Annotated in this window: 18 protein-coding genes and 1 tRNA gene; 10 read left to right on the forward strand and 9 right to left on the reverse strand. The window is 68.1% G+C overall.

Translation table 11 applies throughout. The features are described from left to right. Positions 1 to 76 precede the first annotated feature (76 nt). Positions 77 to 150, reverse strand: a tRNA-Arg gene (locus tag M4D77_RS06420). Positions 151 to 283: 133 nt separating this feature from the next. Here M4D77_RS06420 and M4D77_RS06425 point away from each other — a divergent pair. Continuing rightward, positions 284 to 2,308 (forward strand): bifunctional copper resistance protein CopD/cytochrome c oxidase assembly protein, encoded by a 2,025-nt coding sequence (locus tag M4D77_RS06425; RefSeq protein ID WP_259935801.1) that lies wholly within the window; start codon positions 284 to 286, stop codon positions 2,306 to 2,308. 13 nt (positions 2,309 to 2,321) lie between these two features. Here the strand turns inward: M4D77_RS06425 and M4D77_RS06430 are convergent, their stop codons facing one another. Further along, positions 2,322 to 2,906 (reverse strand): chorismate mutase, encoded by a 585-nt coding sequence (locus M4D77_RS06430; RefSeq protein WP_259935802.1) that lies wholly within the window; start codon positions 2,904 to 2,906, stop codon positions 2,322 to 2,324. 159 nt (positions 2,907 to 3,065) lie between these two features. Between M4D77_RS06430 and M4D77_RS06435 the strand changes: the two genes are divergently transcribed. Further along, a complete protein-coding gene (locus M4D77_RS06435; RefSeq protein ID WP_259935803.1) occupies positions 3,066 to 3,494 on the forward strand; it encodes a single-stranded DNA-binding protein in 429 nt (142 codons plus the stop codon). Between the two features lie 32 nt (positions 3,495 to 3,526). Here M4D77_RS06435 and M4D77_RS06440 read toward each other — a convergent pair whose 3' ends face one another. From M4D77_RS06440 to M4D77_RS06460, 5 genes are read right to left on the reverse strand one after another with little or no spacing between them, the layout of a single operon-like run. Then, a complete protein-coding gene (locus tag M4D77_RS06440) occupies positions 3,527 to 3,940 on the reverse strand; it encodes an ATP-binding protein (protein ID WP_137809311.1) in 414 nt (137 codons plus the stop codon). Positions 3,941 to 3,980: 40 nt separating this feature from the next. After that, a complete protein-coding gene (locus M4D77_RS06445) occupies positions 3,981 to 4,319 on the reverse strand; it encodes an STAS domain-containing protein (protein ID WP_259935804.1) in 339 nt (112 codons plus the stop codon). After that, complete coding sequence (locus M4D77_RS06450) at positions 4,319 to 6,295, reverse strand: glycosyltransferase family 2 protein (RefSeq protein ID WP_137809312.1); 1,977 nt, start codon at positions 6,293 to 6,295, stop codon at positions 4,319 to 4,321. Before M4D77_RS06450 ends, M4D77_RS06445 begins: the two co-directional genes overlap by 1 nt. Beyond that, entirely contained in the window at positions 6,292 to 7,524 is a 1,233-nt protein-coding gene (locus M4D77_RS06455) for a PP2C family protein-serine/threonine phosphatase (protein ID WP_259935805.1), read from the reverse strand. The genes M4D77_RS06450 and M4D77_RS06455 overlap by 4 nt, the downstream gene beginning before the upstream one ends. After that, on the reverse strand, positions 7,521 to 8,513 hold the full coding sequence (locus M4D77_RS06460; protein ID WP_259935806.1) for a glycoside hydrolase family 26 protein: 993 nt from the start codon (positions 8,511 to 8,513) through the stop codon (positions 7,521 to 7,523). Before M4D77_RS06460 ends, M4D77_RS06455 begins: the two co-directional genes overlap by 4 nt. Positions 8,514 to 8,784: 271 nt before the next feature. On the opposite strand from M4D77_RS06460, the gene ettA reads away from it, so the two are divergent. From ettA to M4D77_RS06485, 5 genes are all read left to right on the forward strand, one after another. Beyond that, on the forward strand, positions 8,785 to 10,458 hold the full coding sequence (ettA, locus tag M4D77_RS06465; protein WP_259935807.1) for an energy-dependent translational throttle protein EttA: 1,674 nt from the start codon (positions 8,785 to 8,787) through the stop codon (positions 10,456 to 10,458). Between the two features lie 40 nt (positions 10,459 to 10,498). Next, positions 10,499 to 15,232 carry an NAD-glutamate dehydrogenase gene (locus M4D77_RS06470; RefSeq protein ID WP_259935808.1) on the forward strand — a complete coding sequence of 1,578 codons (4,734 nt, stop codon included), beginning with the start codon at positions 10,499 to 10,501 and terminating at the stop codon, positions 15,230 to 15,232. A 68-nt stretch (positions 15,233 to 15,300) separates the two neighbouring features. Continuing rightward, a complete protein-coding gene (locus M4D77_RS06475) occupies positions 15,301 to 17,562 on the forward strand; it encodes a molybdopterin-dependent oxidoreductase (protein WP_259935809.1) in 2,262 nt (753 codons plus the stop codon). A 73-nt stretch (positions 17,563 to 17,635) separates the two neighbouring features. After that, positions 17,636 to 18,124, forward strand: a complete 489-nt coding sequence (locus M4D77_RS06480) for a thioesterase family protein (RefSeq protein WP_065629020.1) — start codon at positions 17,636 to 17,638, stop codon at positions 18,122 to 18,124. After that, positions 18,124 to 18,813: a hypothetical protein gene (locus M4D77_RS06485; RefSeq protein ID WP_058250035.1), complete on the forward strand. Its 690-nt coding sequence runs from the start codon at positions 18,124 to 18,126 to the stop codon at positions 18,811 to 18,813. Before M4D77_RS06480 ends, M4D77_RS06485 begins: the two co-directional genes overlap by 1 nt. 13 nt (positions 18,814 to 18,826) lie before the next feature. Here the strand turns inward: M4D77_RS06485 and M4D77_RS06490 are convergent, their stop codons facing one another. Both M4D77_RS06490 and M4D77_RS06495 read right to left on the reverse strand, forming a co-directional pair. After that, positions 18,827 to 20,617, reverse strand: a complete 1,791-nt coding sequence (locus M4D77_RS06490; RefSeq protein WP_259935810.1) for a glycoside hydrolase family 13 protein — start codon at positions 20,615 to 20,617, stop codon at positions 18,827 to 18,829. A 77-nt stretch (positions 20,618 to 20,694) separates the two neighbouring features. Continuing rightward, complete coding sequence (locus M4D77_RS06495; RefSeq protein ID WP_259935811.1) at positions 20,695 to 21,141, reverse strand: globin; 447 nt, start codon at positions 21,139 to 21,141, stop codon at positions 20,695 to 20,697. Positions 21,142 to 21,274: 133 nt separating this feature from the next. On the opposite strand from M4D77_RS06495, the gene M4D77_RS06500 reads away from it, so the two are divergent. From M4D77_RS06500 to M4D77_RS06510, 3 genes are all read left to right on the forward strand, one after another. Beyond that, a complete protein-coding gene (locus M4D77_RS06500) occupies positions 21,275 to 21,856 on the forward strand; it encodes an HNH endonuclease (RefSeq protein WP_259935812.1) in 582 nt (193 codons plus the stop codon). Between the two features lie 150 nt (positions 21,857 to 22,006). Then, positions 22,007 to 22,261, forward strand: coding sequence for a hypothetical protein (locus tag M4D77_RS06505; protein WP_058250036.1), 255 nt, complete (start codon positions 22,007 to 22,009; stop codon positions 22,259 to 22,261). Next, positions 22,248 to 22,724 (forward strand): DUF5130 domain-containing protein (locus tag M4D77_RS06510; protein WP_259935813.1); only part of this gene is annotated, 477 nt, incomplete at its 3' end. The genes M4D77_RS06505 and M4D77_RS06510, both read left to right, overlap by 14 nt.

The following is a 22,724-nucleotide window of genomic DNA, read 5'->3' on the forward strand; positions in this document are numbered from 1 at the left end:
GGGCAGGACTATGACGCACGGCGTGCCCCGAACGGTTCCCGATCCGCTTCGAGCGGTCGGCGACAGGCACATGACGTGCCCCCGGCAGGACTCGAACCTGCGACCTAGGGATTAGAAGGCCCTTGCTCTATCCACCTGAGCTACGGAGGCTGACCGGCGAGCGTGACGTGGCGCACGAGCGGCCGGGCAGAGAGAGTCTACGACACCGTCGTCGCTATGCCGTGCGCCACGGCGGGCCAGGTCGAATTGGGATCACGTCAGTCGCCGGTCCTACAGTTGGAGGATGACCCGCACGTCGACGCCCGCTTCCGCGGAGCAGCATCGCGACGCGATGAACGAACCGCGCGGCGTCGTCACCGCGATCCTGTGGGCATCGGGTTGGCTCGCCGCGATCGTCGCCGTCGCCGTCACCGCGATCTCCGCGGCGTCGGCGCTCCGGTTGACCGGTGTGCCCGATCCGGGGCCGCTGACCACCTACGGCGCACCTGCGCTGACCGCGATCGGCGAGTTCGCCGCGGCGATCGCGCTCGGGTCGGCCGTGTTCGCCGCGTTCTTCGTGCCGCCCCAGGCGAGCGGCGTCCTCGACGTCGGGGGTTACCGCGCCATCCGGATCGCGGCGGCGAGCGCGCTGACGTGGTCGGTCTCCGCTCTGCTGTTGATGCCGTTCTCGGCGTCGGAGGTCAGTGGGGCGCCGCTGGCGGAGGCGATCCGCCCGGCGAACCTGCTGACCGCCTACGGCCAGGTCGCGGAGGTGCGCACCTGGTTCTGGACCGCGGTGTTCGCACTGGTCGCGGCCATCATCGCCCGGATGACCCTGCACTGGGGTCCGACCATCGCGGTCATCGCGTTCTCCGTGTTCAGCCTGATGCCGTCCGCGCTCGCGGGCCACTCCTCGTCGGGTGGCAACCACGACGTCGCCACCAACAGCCTGATCCTGCACATCATCGGCGCGACCCTGTGGCTCGGCGGTCTCGCCGCGGTCGTGGTCTACGCCCTCGCCGACGGACGATGGCGTGCCCTGGCGGTGCGACGGTTCTCGCGCGTCGCGTTCTGGTGCATCCTCGTCGTGGGCGCCAGCGGTGTCGTCAACGCCCTGGTGCGGGTGCCGCTCGGCGACCTGTTCACCGACACCTACGGCCGTCTGGTCGTGGCCAAGGTGGTGGCACTGGTCGTGCTCGGTGGACTCGGCGCGTGGCATCGTCGCGTCACCATCGCCCAACTGGACGCCGACGACAAGCCGTCGCTGTTCGTCCGCTTCGGACTGGTCGAACTCGCCGTGTTCGCCGCGACCTTCGGCCTGGCCGTCGGCCTGAGCCGTACGCCGCCTCCACTCGTGGACACCACCCAGATCTCGGCGACCGAGAACGCGATCGGTTACGACCTCGACGGGCCGCCGACGTTCGTCCGCCTTCTCACCGAGTGGCGCTTCGACCTGATCTTCGGGCTCGCGGCGATCGTGCTCGCCGTCGTGTATCTCCGGGGAGTCATCCGCCTGCGGCGCCGGGGTGATGCCTGGCCGGTCGGTCGCACCGTCGCGTGGCTCCTAGGGTGTCTGCTGCTGTTACTGGCGACGTCATCGGGATTGGGCCGCTACGCCCCGGCGATGTTCAGCATCCACATGATCGCGCACATGCTGCTGTCGATGATGGTGCCGGTCCTGCTGGTGCTCGGTGGCCCGGTCACGCTCGCCCTGCGGGCACTGCCGCCGGCCGGTCGGGGCAATCCGCCGGGCCCGCGCGAGTGGATTCAGCTGGGCGTGCACTCGGCGCCGTCCCGGATCCTGACGCATCCGCTGATCGCCGCGGTCATGTTCGTCGGCAGCTTCTACGTTCTGTATCTCGGAGGTCTCTACGAGGCTGTGGTCCAGTACCACGCGGCGCACCTGTTGATGAATTTGCACTTCCTGATCAGCGGCTACCTCTTCTACTGGCTGGTGATCGGCATCGACCCGGCGCCGCGTCAGGTGTCACCCGTGGCAAAGCTGGGCCTCGTGATGGCTTCGATTCCGTTCCACGCGTTCTTCGGCATCGCCCTCATGATGACGACCGCGGTCATCGCCGAGACCTACTACCGCGGGCTCAATCTCCCGTGGAACTACGGCCTCTTCGACGACCAACGTGTCGGGGGCGGAATAGCCTGGGCCGCAGGCGAGATCCCTCTGGTGGTGGTCCTGCTCGCGCTGTTCGTGCAGTGGCAGCGCAGCGATACGAAGCTGGCGCGACGCTTCGACCGCAACGCGGACCGCGACCACGACGCGGACCTCGGCAGCTACAACGAGATGTTGAAGGAACTCAACAAGCGCGGTTGAGCGGCAACAGGTCTCAGCCGGACCCCGTCGACACCGTGCAGACCGACGACCCGGCCTGGATCAAGGCGCCGGCGTGCAGGGGGTCGAAGCCGAAGTCGGCAGCGGTGCGGCCGGTCGCAGTGATCAGCTGTGGGGGACACCGGAAGCTCGTCACGAGTTCGCCTGCGGCGGCAAGCTGGTCGACGATGGCCACGGTGAACTCGTTGATCGCGGTCCGGACCGGACCGAGATCGGACGTCGCAGGTGGAGCAGTCTGCCCGGGCAGCCGCCACTGCGCGAACAGTCCGCGCTGGACGGTCTTGCTCGCCTCGATCTGATCGCGGAACACACTGCGCACGTAGGCGGGGTCGAGACCCCGGTCGGTTGCCAGCTGCGACACGGTGTCGAGGACCACCTGTTCGCGCGCCGGGTCGTCGATGGCCGCACCGGACGCCCACTTGGTCGCAGCGACGGTGTCGGCCAGTGCGAGCCGGCCCGCGATCGCCTCGGTCAGACCGGTCAATGTCGGCGAAGCGACCGGCGCAGCGCCTGCGAGGGGCGGGGCAGCCAGCATCGTTGCCGCTGCGATGAGACCTACCAGGAGCCTTCGGATGCGCACCCTGCGAAGTCTATGGGCGGCGAGCGTCAGGTGCATCGCGATCTGTGGGTAACCCGTCGAGTTCTCCACAGTCGTGCGGCCTCGACGGTTGACGGCCCCGCTGCGGGTGATGCTGGTGCGGCCACATCTTCCCGTGGCCGACACCCGTAGGAGACGACCATGTTTGAGACGTACACGACCGTCATCGGAACCGTAGTGTCCGATCCCCGTCGGCGGCAGACGACCACCGGGGAGGACGTGATCTCCTTCCGCGTGGCGTGCACGTCGCGCCGGATCGACAAGAGCACCGGCGAGTGGTCGGACGGACCCACGTTGTATCTCACGGTCAGCTGCTGGCGGCGTCTGCTGACCGGCGTCGGCCTGGCGATCGCGAAGGGGCGGCCGGTGATCGCGCACGGTCAGATCAAGACCAACGAGTACCCGTCGGCGGACGGCTCACGTCGCTCCGATCTCGAGATGACGGCCGTGGCCGTCGGACTCGACCTGAGTCGCTGCGTCGTCACGTATCGGGGCACGCCCGCCCAGGGGCGCGCGGCCGACGCACCGGTCGTCGCGACTGCGCCCGAGTCCCGCGAGCCGGCGGCGTGAACGCACGATCGTGGGGTCGAGCCGACTACAACTCAATCCGAACGGTTCCGGACCAGTCGCCAGTGGTTCTTGCCGTCGGCACGACGATAGGCGAGTTCGTCGAGGACGTTGATCGCGATGGCCAGGCCGCGGCCACGCTCGGCGAAGTCGTCGGGCAGGCTCACGGCGTCGAGATCGACGCGGGCGGGACTGCCGTCGTCGGAGTAGCGGGCTTCGATCCGGTCCGGTGCGACCTCCAGCTCGAGGCGCAGGGTGACGGTTGCGCCGTCCCCGGCGTGTTCGATGATGTTGGCGCCGATCTCGGCCACGGCGAGCTCGAACTGCATCGCGTCCATGTCGTCGATGGGGCACTCCGCGAGGAGATCGGCGAGGAGTGCGTGGATGTGGTCCATGGTCTCGAGCGAGGTGATCTCCTCGAGGGTGCGGGTCGCGGTGTTCTCGGTCATCGCCGGGTCCTCGATCTCTGGGTGAGTGGGACGGGTCCCGTCAGGCCCCGTCGAAGGCGTCGTCGGCCGACGGGTAAACGCGCAGAACGCGATTGAGATTGGTCAACTCCAGGACGGTGACCACCTGCGGCGTCGGGGCCGCGATCCGGAGGTCGCCGCCGGCCTGGCGTGCCACCTTCAACCCGGAGACGAGTGCGCCCAGGCCCGAGGAATCGATGAAGTCGGTGCCGGACAGGTCGACGACGATCCGGGCCGAACCGGACCCGACCAACTCGTGCAACTGGTCTCGGAGTCGCGGGGCGACAACCATGTTGAGCCGGCCCTCGGGCCGGATCGCCACGGCGCCGCCGTCGACGCTACGTGTTGCGAAATTCGCCATCACTGCCCTTCCTCATCGGGACCGCGGTACCGCACCGCGGTGATGACAACGCTCAGGATCACCAGATCGAACACTACCCAGAACAGGTTCACGCCGACGCCGAGAACGGAGACGGCGCCCCGGTACAGCTGCACGACACCGATGACCGAGGCCACCACGAGCAACGCCATCGCGATCAGCTGTGGCCGAACGATGTGCCAGGGCAACGCATCCTGCGACTGCTTGGTCTTCGGGGTCACCGCGAAACCGAGCGGACGGTTCATGTAGACGTTGCGAAATGCGGTGGTGCACGCTTTGATCCAGACGGGGAACAGAGCGAGGCTGTACTGCTGGCCGCGCCACGTCGGCGTGCCTCGTGCCACCACCAGGAACAGTATCTGGTTGACCACCAGGAACGGGATCAGCCGCAGGAAGAAGTCCCAGCTGTAGGCCTCGACCGGCAGGATGCCCAGCACCAGGTAGACCACCGGTGCCGCGATGTAGGCGATGGCCGCGAAACCGGCGAGGTAGCTCCACATCGTCGCCCAGTACATGAGTCGCTGGGTGAGGGTGAGGCCCTTCTGTACCAGCGGGTTCTCCCGCAGCATGACCTGGATCGTGCCCTGTGCCCACCTAAGCCGTTGCGTGACCATCGTTTTCAGGTCCTCGGGCGCCAGGCCGAAGGCAAGATTCTCGTGATGGTAGGCGGAGTTCCAGCCGAGGGCGTGCAACCGCATACAGGTCGCCATGTCCTCGGTCACCGAGATGGTGGCCAGGGGCAACATGGGCTGGGCCTCGTCGGATCGTCCGACGTCGACCGCCGCGACCATGGCGCGGATGGATTCGATGGCGCCGAGCGGCGACCACTCGCGCTCGGCGAGGACCGCGAGTGCGTCGTAGTCGACGGCGCCGGCACCGGCTTCCTGCTCGCTCAGCTCGGTGAGCGCCTCGATGGCCTCGAGGTCGGCGCGCATGGCCTCGACGTCGGCGTCGACGAGCCCGCGTGCCGCCTCGTCGACGCGCGCCTGGAAGCGATAGGTGATCTCGGCCAGTGGCTCTTTCTTCTTCAGCTGCGCGCGAGCGTCTTTCACGGCCTCGTCGACGGCGTCGAGCGCGGCCGAGGCGGTGGGGTTGTCTTTCCCGACCTGCTTGCGCGTCGACTTGAGGACAGAACGCGCGGTGCGCAGGGCGCGATCGATGCCGTCGGAGACGGCGGAGACGTACTGGGTGATGCCGAGCTGCATCAGCGCCTCCCGGCGCAGCACGGCGTTGGATCCGCAGAAGAACGCGGCGTTCCACCCGTCCTTGCCCTGCTGGATCGGCCCGTAGAACAGCGGAGCCTGGCTGCCGAGCGGGTCCCCGGGCGGCACGTTCACGAAATACTGCGGCGTCTGGACGAGGGCCATCTTGTCGTCGTGGAAGTAGCCGAGCGTGCGGTCGAGGATCTGCGGTTCGGGGATCTGATCGGCGTCGAGGATGAGGAGGAACTCGCCGTCGGTCTGCATCAGGGCGTTGTTCAGGTTGCCGGCCTTGGCGTGCCGAGGTTTGTCGAGCCAGTTCGACGATCGCGTGATGTAGCCGATGCCCGCCCGGGCCGCGGCCTCGGCGAGCTCGGCTCGATCACCGTCGTCGAGGATCCACGTGGTGTGCGGGTAGGTGATCGCCTTCGCGGCGACAGCGGTCTTCATCACCAGATCCAGGGGTTCGTTGTAGGTGGTGATGAAGACATCGACGGTGGCGCCCTCGGGCGGGGGAGGCGGATCGGGGCGGTGTTGCAGCCGCCACATCGTCAGCCCGAACAGCAACGAGTCGATCAGGCTGTAGGTCTCGGCGACGACCAGGGGAACCGCGATCCACCAGGCGTCCCAGTTCACCGAGGCCAGCCAGCGCCACACGATGTAGTTGATCCCGAGGATCGCGGCGGCGACGATCACCAGCCGCAGCCACGGCGACGGGGCCGTGCGTGCGAGGGTGGCCTCCTCGACGCTCTCGCTCATCCCGCATCGTCTCGACGAATGGCCACGACGGTCACATCGTCGATCGGCGGCCGTGAGGCGACCAGTTCGCTCACCATCGAGCACACCTCCGACGGGGTCGAGGTGTCGGCGAAGAGTGCCCGCAACGCCGACTCGTCACCAGACGGCAAGAGGTCCAGCAGCCCGTCGGAGGTGATGACGACCATGTCGCCGGGATCGAGGTGGACCCGGGCGGAGTCCCAGGTGTCGTCGCGCAGGATGCCGATCGGCAGACCGCCCCCGGGGAGCGACTCCACACCTCCGGCGGCCCGGCGGACGATCGACAGGCCATGGCCGGCGTCCACGTATTCGAGTTGCCCCTCGTCGGTGTGCAGGCGTGCATGGAACGCGGTCGCGAACGTCTCGGTGCCGGCGAAGTCGTCGGCGAGCTGATCGGCCACCGTCTCGACCACCTTCGCGAGGTCGGCGTCGGCCGCGGCATGTCCGGCGGCGTCGAGTGCGCGGGATGCGGCTCGGATCGCCGACCGGACCGTCGCCGTGAGGATCGCCGCGCCGAGCCCCTTCCCCATGACGTCGGCGACGGTGAACACCAGGCCGTCGCTCCAGGGGTAGTGATCGTAGAAGTCCCCGCCGACGGCGAAGGCGGGCAGGCACATCGCCGCGATCGACCATCCGGGGACGACTCCGAGGGGCGGCGGCAGCAATTGACGCTGCACCAGTGCCGCGCGTTCCAGGTCGTCGCTGTTCGCGATCTCCCGCTGCGCCCATGCGGCGAGCTCGCGGAACGCCGCCTCTTGATCGGTGGTGAGTTCCCGCGGCTGGGTGTCATAGAGACAGAAGGTCCCCACGGGATGTCCGCCGGGGCCGTACAGCGGATATCCCGCGTAGAAGCGGATTCCGTCGTCGGCGGCGATCTGCGGGATCGCGGCGAAGGTCGGGACCTTCGAGACGTCGGGGATGATCAGCGCCGGATCGTCGGGGTGGTCGTAGGCACGCGCGACCGTCACCTGGCAGACCGTCTGTTCCCGCGGCAGGTTCTGCAGCTCGATGCCGTCGACCGCCTTGAACCACTGCCGGTCTCGGTCGAGCAGCGACACCGTCGACATCGGTACGCCGAACACGGCTTTCGCCATCCGGGTGATCTGCGCGAACCGATCCTCCGGGGGTGAGTCGAGTACGTTCAACTGCTGCATCGAATGCAGTCGTGCCTCTTCGATGTCGGCATCGATGTGCGCGTCCACCAGGGTCACCTCAGTCCCGCTTTCTCGAGTGCGTGCGCCATCGCGGCGCCCGCTGCTGCCGTGCTGCCCAATCTCCAGTCCGCTTCTTTGTCGTGGTCGAACCAGACGAAGCCGGTGACGTCGTCGGCGTCGTCGAGGTAGGTCACCAGGTCGGCGATCCAGTCGGCTTTGGAACCACCGGCTTCTGCCGACCCGACCTCTGTGACGAGTATCGGTTTCTCGGAGGACAAGTTACGAAGCTGTGCAAACGAATCGGCGAACAACTCCGCCGGCGGAGTCCATCGGTGGCCGGGCACCGCGCCCCAGTTGTAGCCGTCGATCCCCAGGACGTCGACGTAGGTGTCGCCCGGGTACCAGCGTGAGAGCGGAGCGTCGTCGGAAAGGGGGACATTCGGGGCCCACACCCACTTCACGTTGGTCGCGTTCTTGGACGCGAAGAGGTCGTGGACATGGCGCCACGCGGCGATGTACAGCTCGGGGGAGGTCCCGCCGGCGGGGCTCCACGGGTACCAGTCGCCGTTCGGCTCGTGCGCGAACCGGAGGTAGACGATCCCGCCCCAGGCGACGAGTTCGTCGGCCCAGCGGTACAGGTAGTTGTCGTGGGCTCCGGCCACGATCGACGACATCGTGAACGCGCCCCAGTCGTAGTCGTCACCACCGAGGTGGCGCCACGGCTCCCAGGTGACCACCGGTTCGGCACCCGAGGCGACCACGGCGTCGAGTGCGGCGATCGGGGGGATCGCGGTGAAGTCCTCGAAGAACAGGTTGACGGTCGGCCGAACGCCGACGAGGTCGGTGACCGCGGCGACCTCGGCCGGGCGGAGCGGGCCGCTCGGGGTGCTGACACCGAACCGCAGGCAGTCCCCGGCCGGGGCGTGCAGGGGTGAGATGGTCGGCGGACATTCGCGCGGCGCCGGCTCGCAGGCGACGACGCCCATCGACCCGACCATGACACCCAGGACCACGGACACGATCGTCCATCTGGGTACCGCACCCATCGACCGCTCCCATCGCCTCGCCGCCGCACACCGGCACGGCGCTCACCCATCCCCCCGTTCTTGTCCCCACGACATTCTCCCGGCAAACCTGCCCACCCGCGCGTCAACCCGCGAAAGACGGTGCACCGAACCGGCGCAGACGCACCGGACCGTCGCCCGTCGTGCGACGGCGACTAGGCTGGACCCCATTGTGTGTGCGCCCGGGCGCCCACCCCCCGCGTCCGCGGCAGACAGATCACACGGCATCGAGCAGGTCCGAAGGAGTTTTCACGTGGCTGAGTTCATCTACACGATGAAGAAGGTTCGCAAGGCGCACGGCGACAAGGTCATCCTCGACGACGTCACCATGTCCTTCTACCCGGGCGCCAAGATCGGTGTCGTGGGACCCAACGGCGCGGGCAAGTCGTCGATCCTGAAGATCATGGCCGGCCTGGACCAGCCGTCGAACGGCGAAGCGTTCCTCGACCCCGACGCGACCGTCGGCATCCTCCTGCAGGAGCCGCCCCTCAACGAGGAGAAGACGGTCAAGGAGAACGTCGAGGAGGGTATGGGCGAGATCAAGGTCAAGCTCGACCGCTTCAACGAGATCGCCGAACAGCTCGCGACGGACTACTCCGACGAGCTGATGGAAGAGATGGGCAAGCTCCAGGAGGACCTGGACAACAACGACGCCTGGGACCTCGACTCCCAACTCGAGCAGGCGATGGATGCGCTGCGCTGCCCGCCGGCCGATTCGCCGGTCACCCACCTGTCCGGTGGTGAACGTCGCCGCGTCGCACTGTGCAAGCTGCTGCTGCAGAAGCCCGACCTCCTGCTGCTCGACGAGCCGACCAACCACCTCGACGCCGAGTCGGTGCTGTGGCTGGAGCAGTTCCTCGCGAACTACTCGGGCGCCGTGCTGGCCGTGACCCACGACCGGTACTTCCTCGATCACGTCGCGCAGTGGATCTGTGAGGTCGACCGCGGCAAGCTGCACCCCTACGAGGGCAACTACTCGACCTACCTGGAGAAGAAGGCCGAGCGTCTCGAGGTCCAGGGCAAGAAGGACCAGAAGCTGCAGAAGCGGCTGAAAGAAGAGCTCGCCTGGGTCCGCTCCGGTGCCAAGGCCCGCCAGACCAAGAACAAGGCCCGCCTCGCCCGCTACGAGGAGATGGCGGCCGAAGCGGAGAAGACCCGCAAGCTCGACTTCGAGGAGATCCAGATCCCGACGCCGCCGCGCCTGGGCGACGTCGTGGTCGAGGTCTCGCACCTGGACAAGGGTTTCGAGGGCCGGGTTCTCATCAAGGACTTGTCGTTCACCCTGCCGCGCAACGGCATCGTGGGCGTGATCGGTCCGAACGGCGTCGGCAAGACGACCCTGTTCAAGACGATCGTCGGCCTGGAGCAGCCCGATTCGGGCACGGTGAAGGTCGGTGAGACGGTCAAGCTGAGTTACGTCGACCAGAGCCGCGCCAACATCGACCCCAAGAAGACGGTGTGGGAGGTCGTCTCCGACGGGCTCGACTACATCGAGGTCGGCCAGAACGAGATGCCCTCGCGCGCCTACGTCAGCGCCTTCGGGTTCAAGGGCCCTGACCAGCAGAAGCGCTCGGAGGTGCTCTCCGGTGGTGAGCGGAACCGCCTCAACCTCGCGCTCACCCTGAAAGAGGGCGGCAACCTGATCCTGCTCGACGAGCCGACCAACGACCTCGACGTCGAGACCCTGGGCTCGCTGGAGAGCGCGCTGGAGCAGTTCCCCGGGTGTGCCGTGGTCATCAGCCACGACCGCTGGTTCCTCGACCGCACCTGTACCCACATCCTGGCGTGGGAGGGCAACGTCGAAGAGGGGCAGTGGTTCTGGTTCGAGGGCAACTTCGAGGCCTACGAGGCCAACAAGGTCGATCGCCTCGGCGCCGACGCCGCCCGCCCGCACCGGGTCACGCACCGCAAACTGACTCGCGATTAATCCCGGTTCCGCCCGGCGCGGGTGACTAGCATCGGCAGATGTGACGTCACTCGTTCCGGACGCGGTGGACCACTACTTCAGGTCGCGGACCGACGGGTCGGCAGGTGAGTCGGCCGCCGACCGGGTGCGCAGACATCTCGATGACGCGCGGGTCCGCCGCCGCGGAGAGGCGCTCGTCGGGGTGACCGCGGGCGAGGGCGGCACCGTCGAGATCCTCGTCGTCAACGACGACATGCCGATGCTCGTCGAAGCCGTCCTGGCCACGGTCGAGGCGCACGACCTCACCATCGACCGTATGGACCACCCGGTGATACCCGTCCAGCGGGACCGCGACGGCACACTCGTCGCCGTCGACTCCGGCGAGACGACCCCGGAGTCCTGGATTGCGGTCTGCGGTCTCGCACGTCACCCGGGCATCGATCCGGAGCCGCTGCGAGACGATCTCCGCGAGGTCGTCTCGCGGGTCATCGACGTCGACGCCGATGCGTCGGCGATGCGTTCGCGGATGGCGGAGTGCGCCGCCGGGATGGCCGACGCACCGCTGCCGGGGGCCGGAGTCTCCGACGCCGACCGTGGTGAGTACGCCGCGCTGCTCGAGTGGTTCGCCGGCAACCACTTCCACCCGCTGGGCCATGTGCGGGTGGGCGGGGACGGGCCCGCCGGCGACGCCGACCGTCTCGGCGTGTGGCGAACCGACTCCATCGACCGCGACTTCCCGTCGGTGACTGATCGTCCGCTGGTCCCGAGGGTCAGCCGGGTGTTCGTGGCGACCGGCATCCAGCGCACCAATTTCCCTGTGCTCGTGCAGGTTCCGACGTTCGATGCGAATGGCGATCACGACGGCGAGCATCGTTTCCTGGGTACCCTCACCTCCGCCGGCAATCATCAGGCGGTGCTCGACGTCCCGGTCCTGCGCGCCAAGGTGCACGACGTCCTCGCGCAGGCGGGCGTCGAGGAGGATTCCTTCGCCGGTCAGTCCATGATCGAGCTGCTGCAGAACTATCCGCTGGTGGAGATGTTCTCGTCCACCGACGACGAGCTCGAACGCCGCCTGACCGAGATGCTGGACGCGGTGGCGACACGGTCGCTGCGGCTGTTCCTGCGCACCAACTTCGACGGACGCACCGCCGTCGCCCTCATCTACCTGCCCCGGGACCGCTACAACACGTCCACCCGGCTCGCCCTCGAGCGCGCGCTCGTCGCCGAGGTGGACGGAACCGGGCTGGAGTACACGGCGCGTGTCAGCGAGATGCCGTTGGCACTGTTGCAGGTGCTGGTCTGTATCGACCCGACGACGGCGGCCGAGCTCGGATCGGTCGACACCGGATCACCGGCCCACGCACGCGTGCAAGCGGCGCTGGTCGCCGCCATCCGCGGTTGGGACGAGCGGGTGCGCGAACTGGCTGTCGCAGAGGACATCCCGGGACTCGACGGCGGCCCGGACGTGCTGCTGCGCCAGTTGTCCTCGCTGTCGGAGGACTACAAGGAGCTCCGCGAACCGCACGCGGCCCTCGCCGACCTCATCCGCGTCGTGGGTCTGGAACCGGGTGAGATCGACGTGACCCTCGACGCCGCCGAGACGGCGACCGACGGGCGAGAACCGAACCGGTGGATCTTCACGCTGTACCTCTGCGGTGCGTCGGCGACACTGACCGATGTCCTGCCGGTGTTGCACAGTCTCGGTCTCGACGTCCTCGAGGAGCACCCGTACGAGATTCATCGGCTCGACGACACCGTCTGCTGGGCCTACGAATTCAGCGTCCAACTCGCGGCCGGGATGACCGTCGACCTCGACCACGCCGACGACCTCGCCGACCGGTTCACCGAGGCGTTCCGCCGGATCTGGCTCGCCGGTGCGGACGTCGACGCCTACAACGAACTCGTCATCAGGTCGGGCCTGGACTGGCGGTCGGCGGCGATGCTGCGCGCCTACGGGCAGTACCTGCGTCAATGCGGGTTCTCGTACAGTTCGGCCCACGTCGCCAGCGTCCTCGGCCAGCACCTCGCCATCACCCGCGGCCTCGTCGACCTGTTCGTCGCGTCGTTCGACCCCGACACCGCCGACGAACAGCGCCGAAAGCGGGTACGCGACAAGCTCGACGAGGAGATCGGACTCGTGTTGAGCCTCGATGCCGACCGCATCGTCTCCGCGTTCGCGGCGGTGCTGTCGGCGACCGACCGCACGAACTACTTCGTCGACGGCGGGTCGTCGGACTCCGATCACTGTCCGGTCATCTCGTTCAAACTCCGTCCGCGCGACATCCCGCAGACCCCTGAACCCCGTCCGCTGCACGAGATCTTCGTCTACTCACCGCGCGTGGAGGGGGTGCACCTCCGATTCGGCTCGGTCGCCCGTGGCGGCCTGCGATGGTCGGACCGCCGGGAGGATTTCCGCACCGAGATCCTCGGCCTGGTCAAGGCGCAGGCGGTGAAGAACGCGGTGATCGTGCCGCTCGGCGCCAAGGGCGGTTTCGTGGTCAAACGGCCGCCGCCGCCGACCGGTGACGCCGCGCGGGACCGGGAGGCGCAGCGGGAGGAAGGGATCGTGTGCTACCGGCAGTTCATCGCCGGCCTGCTCGACGTGACCGACAACATCGACCTCGCGACCGGTGAGGTCATCCCCGCCCGCGGGGTCGTCCGGCTCGACTCCGACGACACCTACCTGGTGGTGGCGGCCGACAAGGGCACCGCCTCGTTCTCCGACATCGCCAACGACGTGTCGAAGTCGTACGGGTTCTGGCTCGGCGACGCCTTCGCCTCCGGCGGGTCGGCCGGATACGACCACAAGGCCATGGGTATCACTGCCCGGGGCGCGTGGGAGTCGGTCAAGCGGCATTTCCGCGAGATGGGGACCGACACACAGTCGCAGGACTTCACCGTCGTCGGGATCGGCGACATGAGCGGCGACGTGTTCGGCAACGGCATGCTGCTCAGCGAACACATCCGGCTCGTCGCCGCGTTCGATCACCGGCACATCTTCGTCGACCCCGATCCGGAGGCGGCGGCGTCGTTCACCGAGCGGAAGCGGTTGTTCGGCCTACCGCGGTCGTCGTGGGCGGACTACGACACCGACCTCATCAGTGCCGGCGGCGGGGTGTGGGAGCGCGACCGCAAGTCGATCCCGATCACCCCTGAGATGGTGGACGCGCTGGGCATGGAAGACGGCACGACAGAACTCTCACCACCCGAATTGATACGCGCGATCCTGCTCGCTCCGGTCGACCTCCTGTGGAACGGCGGCATCGGGACCTACGTGAAGGCGTCGACCGAATCACATGCGAGTGTCGGCGACAAGTCCAACGACGCGATCCGCGTCGACGGAAACGAGTTGCGTGCCAAGGTGATCGGGGAGGGCGGCAACCTCGGGGTCACCGAACGCGGGCGCATCGAGTTCGACCTCGCCGGGGGTCGGATCAACACCGATGCCCTCGACAACTCGGCCGGGGTCGACTGTTCCGACCACGAGGTGAACATCAAGATCCTGCTCGACGCGGCGGTCTCGGCGGGCGACCTCGACGCCGACGAACGCGACCCCCTGCTGGAGTCGATGACCGACGAGGTGGCCGAACTCGTTCTCGCCGACAACATCTCGCAGAACTCCGAGCTCGGATTCTGCCGCACATTCGAGCTGCTGCGGGTGGAGGTGCACGCCCGGATGCTCGAACACCTCGCCGCCAAACGGGGCGTCGACCTACGCCTGGAAGCACTGCCCGAGCCGCGCGAGCTGCGCAAGCGGGTCGGCGGTGAGCTCCACCGCGGTCTCACGTCGCCCGAGTTCGCGACGCTCATGGCGCACGTCAAGCTCGAGTCCAAATCCGACCTGCTCGCCACCGACCTCCCCGACAACGACGTGTTCGCACCCCGCGTCGCGCGCTATTTCCCGGATGCGGTGCGCACCGAGTATTCCGACGCGATCAGCGGACACCGGTTGCGGCGTCAGATCGTGGCGACGACCCTCGTCAACGACGTGATCGACCACGCCGGGATGACCCACCTGTTCCGGTTGAGCGAGGGGAGCAGCTGCAGTACCGAGGAGGGCGTCCGCGCGTATGTGGTGTCCAACAAGGTGTTCGGCATGAACGAGGTGTTCGAGGGCATCCGGCATGCACCGGCTCCGGTCGAGGCCGTCGACGAGATGATGCTGTACGCGCGCCGTCTGCTGTTCCGCGCCTCGCGGTGGTTGCTCGCCTTCCGGCCGCAACCATTGGCCATGGCCGCCGAGATCACCCGTTACGGCGAGCGGGTGGCAGCACTGTCCGAGGTCATCGACGACTGGTACGGGCTGAGCTCGGCACGCGATGTCGCCGAGCGCGCCGACACCTACATCGAGCACGGCGTTCCCGAGGACCTCGCCCACAGCGTCGCGGCTAGCCTGCACCGCTTCTGTCTGCTCGACATCATCGACGCGGCCGAGATCGCCGACCGGGACGCCGGCGAGGTCGGCGACCTCTACTTCGGGGTGATGGAGCACTTCGGTCTCGAACAGCTGCTCACGGCGGTGTCGGGACTCGAATTCGGCGATCGATGGCATGCGCTGGCCCGGTTGGCCGTGCGTGACGACATGCACGGTGCGCTCCGTGCGCTGACCCTGCGGATTCTGGAGGTCAGCGAACCCGGCGAGAGCACGGCCGACAAGATCGCCGAGTGGGAGTCCTCGCGGTCGAACCGGCTGAGCCGGGTACGTAGCGTGCTCCGGGAGATCGAGGAGACGGGGACCGCGGATCTGGCCACGCTCTCCGTCGCGGCCCGGCAGCTGCGGAGCGTGATCCGCTGATGCGCAGGCGACGGCTGCCGTCGTCGAATCCATCGCGGTCAGGTGTGCCGAGCGCCTAGCCTGAGCACATGACCCGAACCGCACCGCGCATCTGCCCGCTCTGCGAGGCCACCTGCGGTCTGACCCTCACCATCGGCCGGGACCGCGCGATCGGCGGCGAGATCGTCACCGCCGCGCGCGGTGACGCCGACGACGTGTTCAGTGCCGGCTACCTGTGTCCGAAGGGTGCGAGTTTCGCCCAGCTCGACAACGATCCCGATCGCCTCGACCGTCCGCTCATCCGGCGCGATGGTCGGCTCGTCGAAACCGATTGGGACACAGCGCTCACCGCTGCGGTCGACGGGCTGCGCGAGGTGATCTCGACCTCCGGAGGCGAGTCGATCGGCTTCTACCTCGGCAATCCGTCCGCGCACACCGTCGCCGGCACGATGTACGCGCCCTTGCTCATCCGGGCACTCGGTACCCGCAACGTGTTCAGCGCCAGCACCCTCGACCAGATGCCGAAGCAGGCGGCCACCGGTTACCTCGTCGGTCATGCGGGGACTTTTGCCGTCCCGGACCTCGACCGCACCGATCATCTCGTGATCATCGGAGCGAACCCGGTGGTCTCCAACGGCAGTGTGACCACCGCCGCCGACTTCCCCGGGAAACTGACCGCGCTGCGCCGCCGGGGCGGGCGCCTGACCGTCATCGACCCGGCACGCACCCGCACGGCGAAGTTGGCGGACACCCACATCGCGCCGCGGCCCGGAACGGATGCGGCGCTGCTGTGCGCGGTGGTGCAGTGCCTGTTCGACGAGGACCTCGTCGCCGCCGACCTCGGCGGGATCGCCACGCATGTCACCGGCGTGGAGGCGCTGCGCGACGAGCTGAGCGGTTTCACTCCCGAACGGGTCGCCTCGTTCTGTGGTGTGGCGGCCGCCGACATCCGGGCTCTCGCCCGGTCGATCGCCGCGTCGGAATCGGCCGCCGTCTACGGCCGGATGGGCACCACCACAGTGCAATTCGGGACCATCGGCAGTTGGCTCATCGACGTGGTGAACATCCTCACCGGCAACTTCGACCGGCCCGGGGGAGTGATGTTCCCGCTCGCACCGACCGCTCCGTCGCCCCGCCCGGCCCGTGCGGGCCGGGGGTTCCGTACCGGGCGGTGGCGCAGCCGGGTTTCCGGTCACGCGGAGGTCGGCGGTGAGCTCCCCGCCGTCGCGATGGCCGAGGAGTTCGAGACGCCCGGCGAGGGGCGGTTGCGGGCGCTGGTGACGGTGTCGGGTAACCCCGTCCTGTCCGCGCCGAACGGCGCACGACTGGGACGCGCACTCGACGACGCACAGTTCGTGGTCTGCGTCGACCCCTATCTGAACGAGACGACGCGGCACGCACACGTCGTGCTGCCGCCGCCGCGCCCGTCGCAGAGTCCGCATTTCGATGCCATCCTGAACAACCTGGCGGTCCGGGCCACCGCCCGCTACTCGCCGCCCGTGTTACCGCTGCCGGCAGGCCGTCCCGACGAGATCGAGATCGTGTGCCGGCTGATCATGGGCCTGTCCGGGGCCGGGGTCGACGCCGACCCGGGGCTCGTCGACGAACAGGTCATCGCGGCGACTCTGTCGAAGGAGGTCACCGACCCCTATTCGCCCGTCGCCGGCCGTGACGTCGCCTCGCTCGTCGCGAAGTTGCCCGACGCGCCCGGGCACCAGCGTCGGCTGGACATGCTGTTCCGCCTCGGGGCGTACGGCGACGCCTTCGGCGCGCGCAACGGCCTCACGTTCGCGGATGTGCTGGCCGCGCCGCACGGCATCGACCTGGGGCCGATGCGGCCGCGCCTGCCCGGGGTGCTCCGCACGGCATCCGGCAAGATCGAACTCGCTCCCGACCCGCTCATCGGCGACCTCGCACGCCTGAGCGCAGCGGTGGACGCCGGGGGCGACCCGGCGCCGGCCGCCGACGGCAGCCTGCTGCTGGTCGGCCGCCGCCACCTGCGTTCGAACAACAGCTGGATGCACAATCTCCCGGCCCTCACCGGCGGTACCAATCGCTGCACCCTGCTCATGCATCCCGACGATGCCGACCGACTCGGCATCTCCGACGTCGCCAAGGTCCGTGGTGCGGGCGGTTCGCTGACCGTTTCCGTCGAGATCACCACCGACATCCGGCCCGGGGTCGCGTCGCTGCCGCACGGGTGGGGTCATGATGTCGACGGCATCAGACTGGGCGTCGCTGCCGCCGAGCCGGGTGTGAACGTGAACGACCTGAACGACGGCGCCCTGCTGGACCCGCTCTCGGGGACCGTCGTCCTCAACGGTCTGCCGGTGGAGATCGCGCCTGCTTGACCGGGTCGGGTAGTGCGTAGGGTTGGGCCGGGGTGGCCGCGCTGGCCGCCCGCCGACACCGATCTGACAGGGGATGACGCACGTGCTCAACGAGGACGCCGGGACCACGACCGCTGACGGATACCTGGTCAAGGTGCCGGTGCGCTGGTCGGACATGGATGTCTACGCGCACATCAACCACGCCCGGATGGTGACGTTGCTCGAAGAGGCGCGCATTCCCTGGCTCTTCTACGACGGCCGACCGACCGCGCCCCTGCGCGACGGCTGCCTCGTCGCCGACCTACACGTGAGATATCAAGCGCAGCTGCGTCATTCCGAGGGACCGATCGAGGTCACCATGTTCGTCGAACGCCTGCGGGCCGTCGATTTCACCGTCGGCTACGAAGTGCGCGCGGCGGGTGCCGACCCCGCCTCTCGCCCCGCCGTGGTCGCCAGCACACAGCTCGTCGCCTTCGACGTGGCGGCCCAGCGCATCGCCCGGCTCACCCCGGAACAGAAGGTCTACCTCGCCGGATTCCGCCGCCCTGCCGGGGAATCGGCCACACGCGGCGGGCCGAGTTGATGGAGCGGTTCATCGAGTTCGCGTCCTCGGACCGATCGAACGCCCTCGCGTTCCTCTCGCACGCAGTACGTCTCGACGATGCCGCCGTCGTCCGGGTGGTCGCGCGTTCGGACGGTCTGGTGGCCTTGTGGGCACATACCGGGTTCGACGTCCTCGCCACCCGGTCGGTGACCGGACGAATCGCGCCGACCGACATCGTGTGCGACGCTTCGACACTGCGTGCGACCGTCGAATCGGCCGGCCCGGGCACCGCGGTCGATCCCGGCTTCTCACTCGACAGTGCCTGGCGCGGAGCGCTTCCCGCTGCGGTCGGGTTCCGGCACATCGACGACGTACCCGCCCGCAGCGTGGTCGAACTGTCCCGGGAAGGCGCCCGGGTGGCGCGCGAGGAGGGGAGCGGGCACGGTCCCGCAACGGGTCTGCTCGATCAGGATGTCCTCGAGGTCACGTCGGAGGAGGGTGCGCTGCGGGCCGCGGTGAGCATGCGATCGGTCTTCGCCCTGACCGGCATGGGATTCATCCGCGACGCGGACGGACGAGCGGTCACCGAGACCTCCGACACCGGGGCGATCGCAGCCGACGAACCGGTACGAATCCGGATGTCGGCGGCGTGGATTCGGATCGATGCACGCTTCGGCTCGGTGTACCAGCGCCGGCACCGCGATCTCGCGGTGACCGTCCTGAACTAGTGGTGTGAGCCGGTCACACCAGCCAGGCAGCTGCGTCCGGCGCCAGCATCCCGTCGACGAGAGGTGAACTGACGAGCAGCAATTCGCCGGGCGGAAGGGGCACCGGCTCATCGCCGGCGTTCAGCGCACAGACCAGCTGACCCTCGGAACGACGGAACGCCAGGCATCCCTCCGGCGCGCCGTACCACTCGAGGTGCTCACCGGTGAACTCCGGACGGGTCACCCTCAGGTCGATGGCTGCGCGGTACAGCGACAGCATCGACCCCACGTCCTCGAGCTGGGCTTCGACAGTGAGCGCGCGCCACGAATCCGGGATCGGCAGCCAGGTCTCGGACGTCGCACTGAATCCGAAGGGCGGCTCGGTCCCCTCCCAGGGGATCGGGACGCGGCAGCCGTCCCGCCCGCGTTCGGTGCGTCCGGACCGTTCCCACACCGGGTCCTGGAGTGCGTCGTCGGGCAGGTCGTCGACGTTCGGCAGTCCCAGTTCGCTCCCGTTGTAGAGGAAAACCGTTCCGGGCAGGGCCATTTCGACGACGAGCATCGCTCGTGCGCGCCTCGTGCCGCGCTCGAGGTCGAGTGCCCCGGTCTCCGGGTCGGCGACGGCGTATCGCGTGACCTCGCGGGCGACATCGTGATTGGACAGCGTCCACGTCGGAGTACCCGACACCGACAACACCGCGTCGAGTGAGTTCTCGATGGCCTCCCTGATCGCACCGGATTCGAACGGCGCCTTGGCGAGCCGGAAGTTGAACCCGAGGTGCAGTTCGTCGGGACGCAGGTACTCGGCGAATCGCTCGTTGTCGCTGACCCAGATCTCACCGACGTTGGCGGCCCCGGGGTACTCGTCGAGGACCTTGCGGATCTTGCGGTGGATCTCGTGCACCGCATAGTTGTTAAACCGCGGGTCGTCGTCGGAGTTCTGCAGCAATTTGGTCGCCGACAGGTCCATGTCGGGCAGGTCCGCGGGTTTGGCCATGCCGTGCGCGACGTCGATGCGGAAGCCGTCCACACCCCGATCGAGCCAGAAACGCAGCGTCTTCTCGAGATCGGCGAAGACGTCCGGGTTCTCCCAGTTCAGGTCCGGCTGCTCCTTGGCGAAGATGTGCAGGTACCACTGTCCCGGCGAGCCGTCGGCCTCGGTGACCCGGGTCCAGGCGGGTCCGCCGAAGATGCTGTGCCAGTTGTTCGGCGGCTCGTCGCCGTCGTCACCGAGGCCGTCCCGGAAGATGTACCGCTCGCGTTCGGGACTGCCGGGGGCCGCGGCCAGCGCGGCCTGGAACCACTCGTGCTGATCACTCGTGTGGTTGGGGACGAGGTCCATCGTCACCCGGATGTCGCGTTCGTGGGCCTCGGCGATGAGCTCGTCGAAGACGTCGAGGTCGCCGAAGAGGGGATCGACGTCCCGGGGATCGGAGACGTCGTAACCGTGATCTGCCATGGGAGAGGCCATGATCGGACTGAGCCAGATCGCATCGATCCCGAGGAGTTCGAGATAGCCGAGTTTGTCGATGACACCGGCGAGATCGCCGACGCCGTCACCGCTGACATCGGAGAACGAGCGCGGATAGATCTGATAGAACACCGCGGACTTCCACCACGTGGTGTCGGCCGGATCCAGCTGCGAGACAACGGGTGGTGCGACGGATGTGTCGGCGGCGACGACGGCCTCGCCGGCAGCCGGCTCCTCGACCGCATCGACGTCGGACTCGATCGCGCCGTCGTCGAACGCGACGTCGTCGGGCTGACCCCCGTCGGATGGCTCGGCGGGGACGACCTCTGGTGTCTCATCGCTCACCGTGGTCATTGTGCCCTACCTGAGTTTTCTCGGAGAAATCCAGGTCAGTCGGCGAGTCGGGCGGCGTGTCGGGACAGAAAACGCTCTCAGGTGGGTGAATTCATCATCGATTGCGCAGCCATCTCCATGTAGTCGATCAGCGCCTGGCGGTGGGGTGCGTCGAGCGTGTCGTCGTCGATGGAGGCGATTGCGGTGTGCATACAGCGCAGCCACGCGTCCCGCTCGATGGGACCGACGCGGAAGGGGTTGTGACGCATGCGGAGTCGGGGGTGGCCGCGCTCATCGGAGTAGGTTCGCGGGCCGCCCCAGTACTGTTCGAGGAACATCCGCATCCGACGCTCGGCCGGACCCAGGTCCTCCTCGGGATACAGCGGGCGCAGCACCTCGTCGCGCGCCACCTCGCGATAGAACACAGCCGTGAGTCGCCGGAACGTCTCGGCACCGCCGACCTCGTCGTAGAAGGTCCGCGCGGGGGTTGCCGGCGCCGGTGCGGTCGGAGGGGATGTGTTGGGTTCGCCAGTCACCCTCGCCATTGTCCTCACCCGGGCGCGGTGTCTCAACGTCGACGCCGGGTCGGCCCCGTGAGCTGGCCGGACACCGTGAAACAGCTGTCACGGGGACCGCCACCGTGGTGGACTTGTGCTCGGCGGGGTGGCGGGAGGCGAGATGACGCACAGATCACACGCGAAGACGGGACGCGGGCAGATCCGTCCCGCTCCCGGCGCCGGGGCCTGGACACGCCGCCGGGTGCTGCTCCTCAACGCCACGTACGAGCCGCTGACGGCCGTGACGGTCCGGCGTGCGGTCGTCCTCATCCTCCGTGATCGCGCCGATCTGGTGCACGCCGACGAACAGGGCGAGGCGGTGCACTCCGTGGGTGGTGCGGTCCCGGTTCCGACCGTGATCCGCCTCCGCAGATACGTCCACGTGCCGTACCGGGCGACCGTGCCGATGACCTGGGCCGCTCTGATGCGTCGTGACCTGAACGGGTGCGGCTACTGCGGTGCACGGGCGACGACGATCGACCACGTGGTCCCGCGGAGTCGGGGCGGGACGCACACCTGGGAGAACTGCGTGGCGTGCTGTGCCTCGTGCAATCACCGGAAGGCGGATCGTCTGCTCGGGGAGCTGGGGTGGACGCTGCGGACGGTTCCGACCGTGCCGAAGGGCAGGCACTGGCGTGTGCTGGCCACCATCAAGGACATCGATCCGGCGTGGCTGCAGTACCTCGATGCCGGCGCCGCGTGAGGGGCATGATCCGGTCGCACGGGGTCGCCTCACACGTCTACGACGCGCTGTAGGCCCCCGTGGGCCGGGCGGCGGCCAGTGGGTTAGATTGATCAACGATGACCTGCGCCGACAACCGGGCGGGTCCGGCGCGACCATCGAAAGGGTGACATGGACGTCGACAGCCTGATCGTCCCCATCGGAGTGCCAGTCACGATTCTCACGGTGCTTGCTGTTCTGCTCTGTGTTGTCGCGATGGTGTTCTCCTCCGGGGTCAAGTACCCGAAGGTCGAGGAATACACCCTCGACCAGCAGTGGGAACACGCACCGCTTCTCTTCAGTGCCACCGACATCGAACCGATGGCACTTCCGCGGCATGCGGAACCCGGCGACGTCGATGGGAGCTCGGCCAGTGGCAAATGGTGAGGTTACGCACGCAAATGTGAGCGCCGAGGTCGCGGCCCGGTCGGCCGCCGAACTGCCGCTGGGCGCCGTCTTCACCAACAGCGGTCGCATTTCCGCGGCACGCTACCCGGCCGACGCTCCGACGACGCCGCCGTTCAGCAAGAAGGATCTGATCGCGCTCGACGAGACGCTCAAGGCCGCCAGCGAGAAGGCCCTCGTGCGCTTCTCGGTCTACATCGGCGACCTCGACGGTGAGCTGGAGACCAGCGCCCGTGCGATCCTCGCGAAATCGCCCGAGCCCGCGTACGGCACCCTCATCGCCGTCTCTCCGAACTCGCGTGACGTGGTCATCGTCTCCGGCAACAAGGTGTCCACCCGCGTGAACGATCGCGTCGCGGCTCTCGGTGTCACCGCCGCGGTCACCGGCTTCCGTCAGGGCAACCTGATCGACGGGCTGATCGCCTCGCTGCGCGTGATGGCCACC

It is taken from the genome of Gordonia sp. p3-SID1431 (genome assembly GCF_025143765.1).
GTDB classification, from domain to species: Bacteria; Actinomycetota; Actinomycetes; order Mycobacteriales; family Mycobacteriaceae; genus Gordonia; species Gordonia hongkongensis.

Coding starts and splice junctions, on each gene's coding strand:
- M4D77_RS06425 (WP_259935801.1), top strand. CDS start 284: ATGACCCGCACGTCGACGCCCGCTTCCGCGGAGCAGCATCGCGACGCG.
- M4D77_RS06435 (WP_259935803.1), top strand. CDS start 3,066: ATGTTTGAGACGTACACGACCGTCATCGGAACCGTAGTGTCCGATCCC.
- M4D77_RS06440 (WP_137809311.1), bottom strand. CDS start 3,940: ATGACCGAGAACACCGCGACCCGCACCCTCGAGGAGATCACCTCGCTC.
- M4D77_RS06445 (WP_259935804.1), bottom strand. CDS start 4,319: ATGGCGAATTTCGCAACACGTAGCGTCGACGGCGGCGCCGTGGCGATC.
- M4D77_RS06450 (WP_137809312.1), bottom strand. CDS start 6,295: ATGAGCGAGAGCGTCGAGGAGGCCACCCTCGCACGCACGGCCCCGTCG.
- M4D77_RS06460 (WP_259935806.1), bottom strand. CDS start 8,513: ATGGGTGCGGTACCCAGATGGACGATCGTGTCCGTGGTCCTGGGTGTC.
- M4D77_RS06475 (WP_259935809.1), top strand. CDS start 15,301: ATGACCCGAACCGCACCGCGCATCTGCCCGCTCTGCGAGGCCACCTGC.
- M4D77_RS06480 (WP_065629020.1), top strand. CDS start 17,636: ATGACGCACGTGCTCAACGAGGACGCCGGGACCACGACCGCTGACGGA.
- M4D77_RS06485 (WP_058250035.1), top strand. CDS start 18,124: ATGGAGCGGTTCATCGAGTTCGCGTCCTCGGACCGATCGAACGCCCTC.
- M4D77_RS06490 (WP_259935810.1), bottom strand. CDS start 20,617: ATGACCACGGTGAGCGATGAGACACCAGAGGTCGTCCCCGCCGAGCCA.
- M4D77_RS06495 (WP_259935811.1), bottom strand. CDS start 21,141: ATGGCGAGGGTGACTGGCGAACCCAACACATCCCCTCCGACCGCACCG.
- M4D77_RS06500 (WP_259935812.1), top strand. CDS start 21,275: ATGACGCACAGATCACACGCGAAGACGGGACGCGGGCAGATCCGTCCC.
- M4D77_RS06505 (WP_058250036.1), top strand. CDS start 22,007: ATGGACGTCGACAGCCTGATCGTCCCCATCGGAGTGCCAGTCACGATT.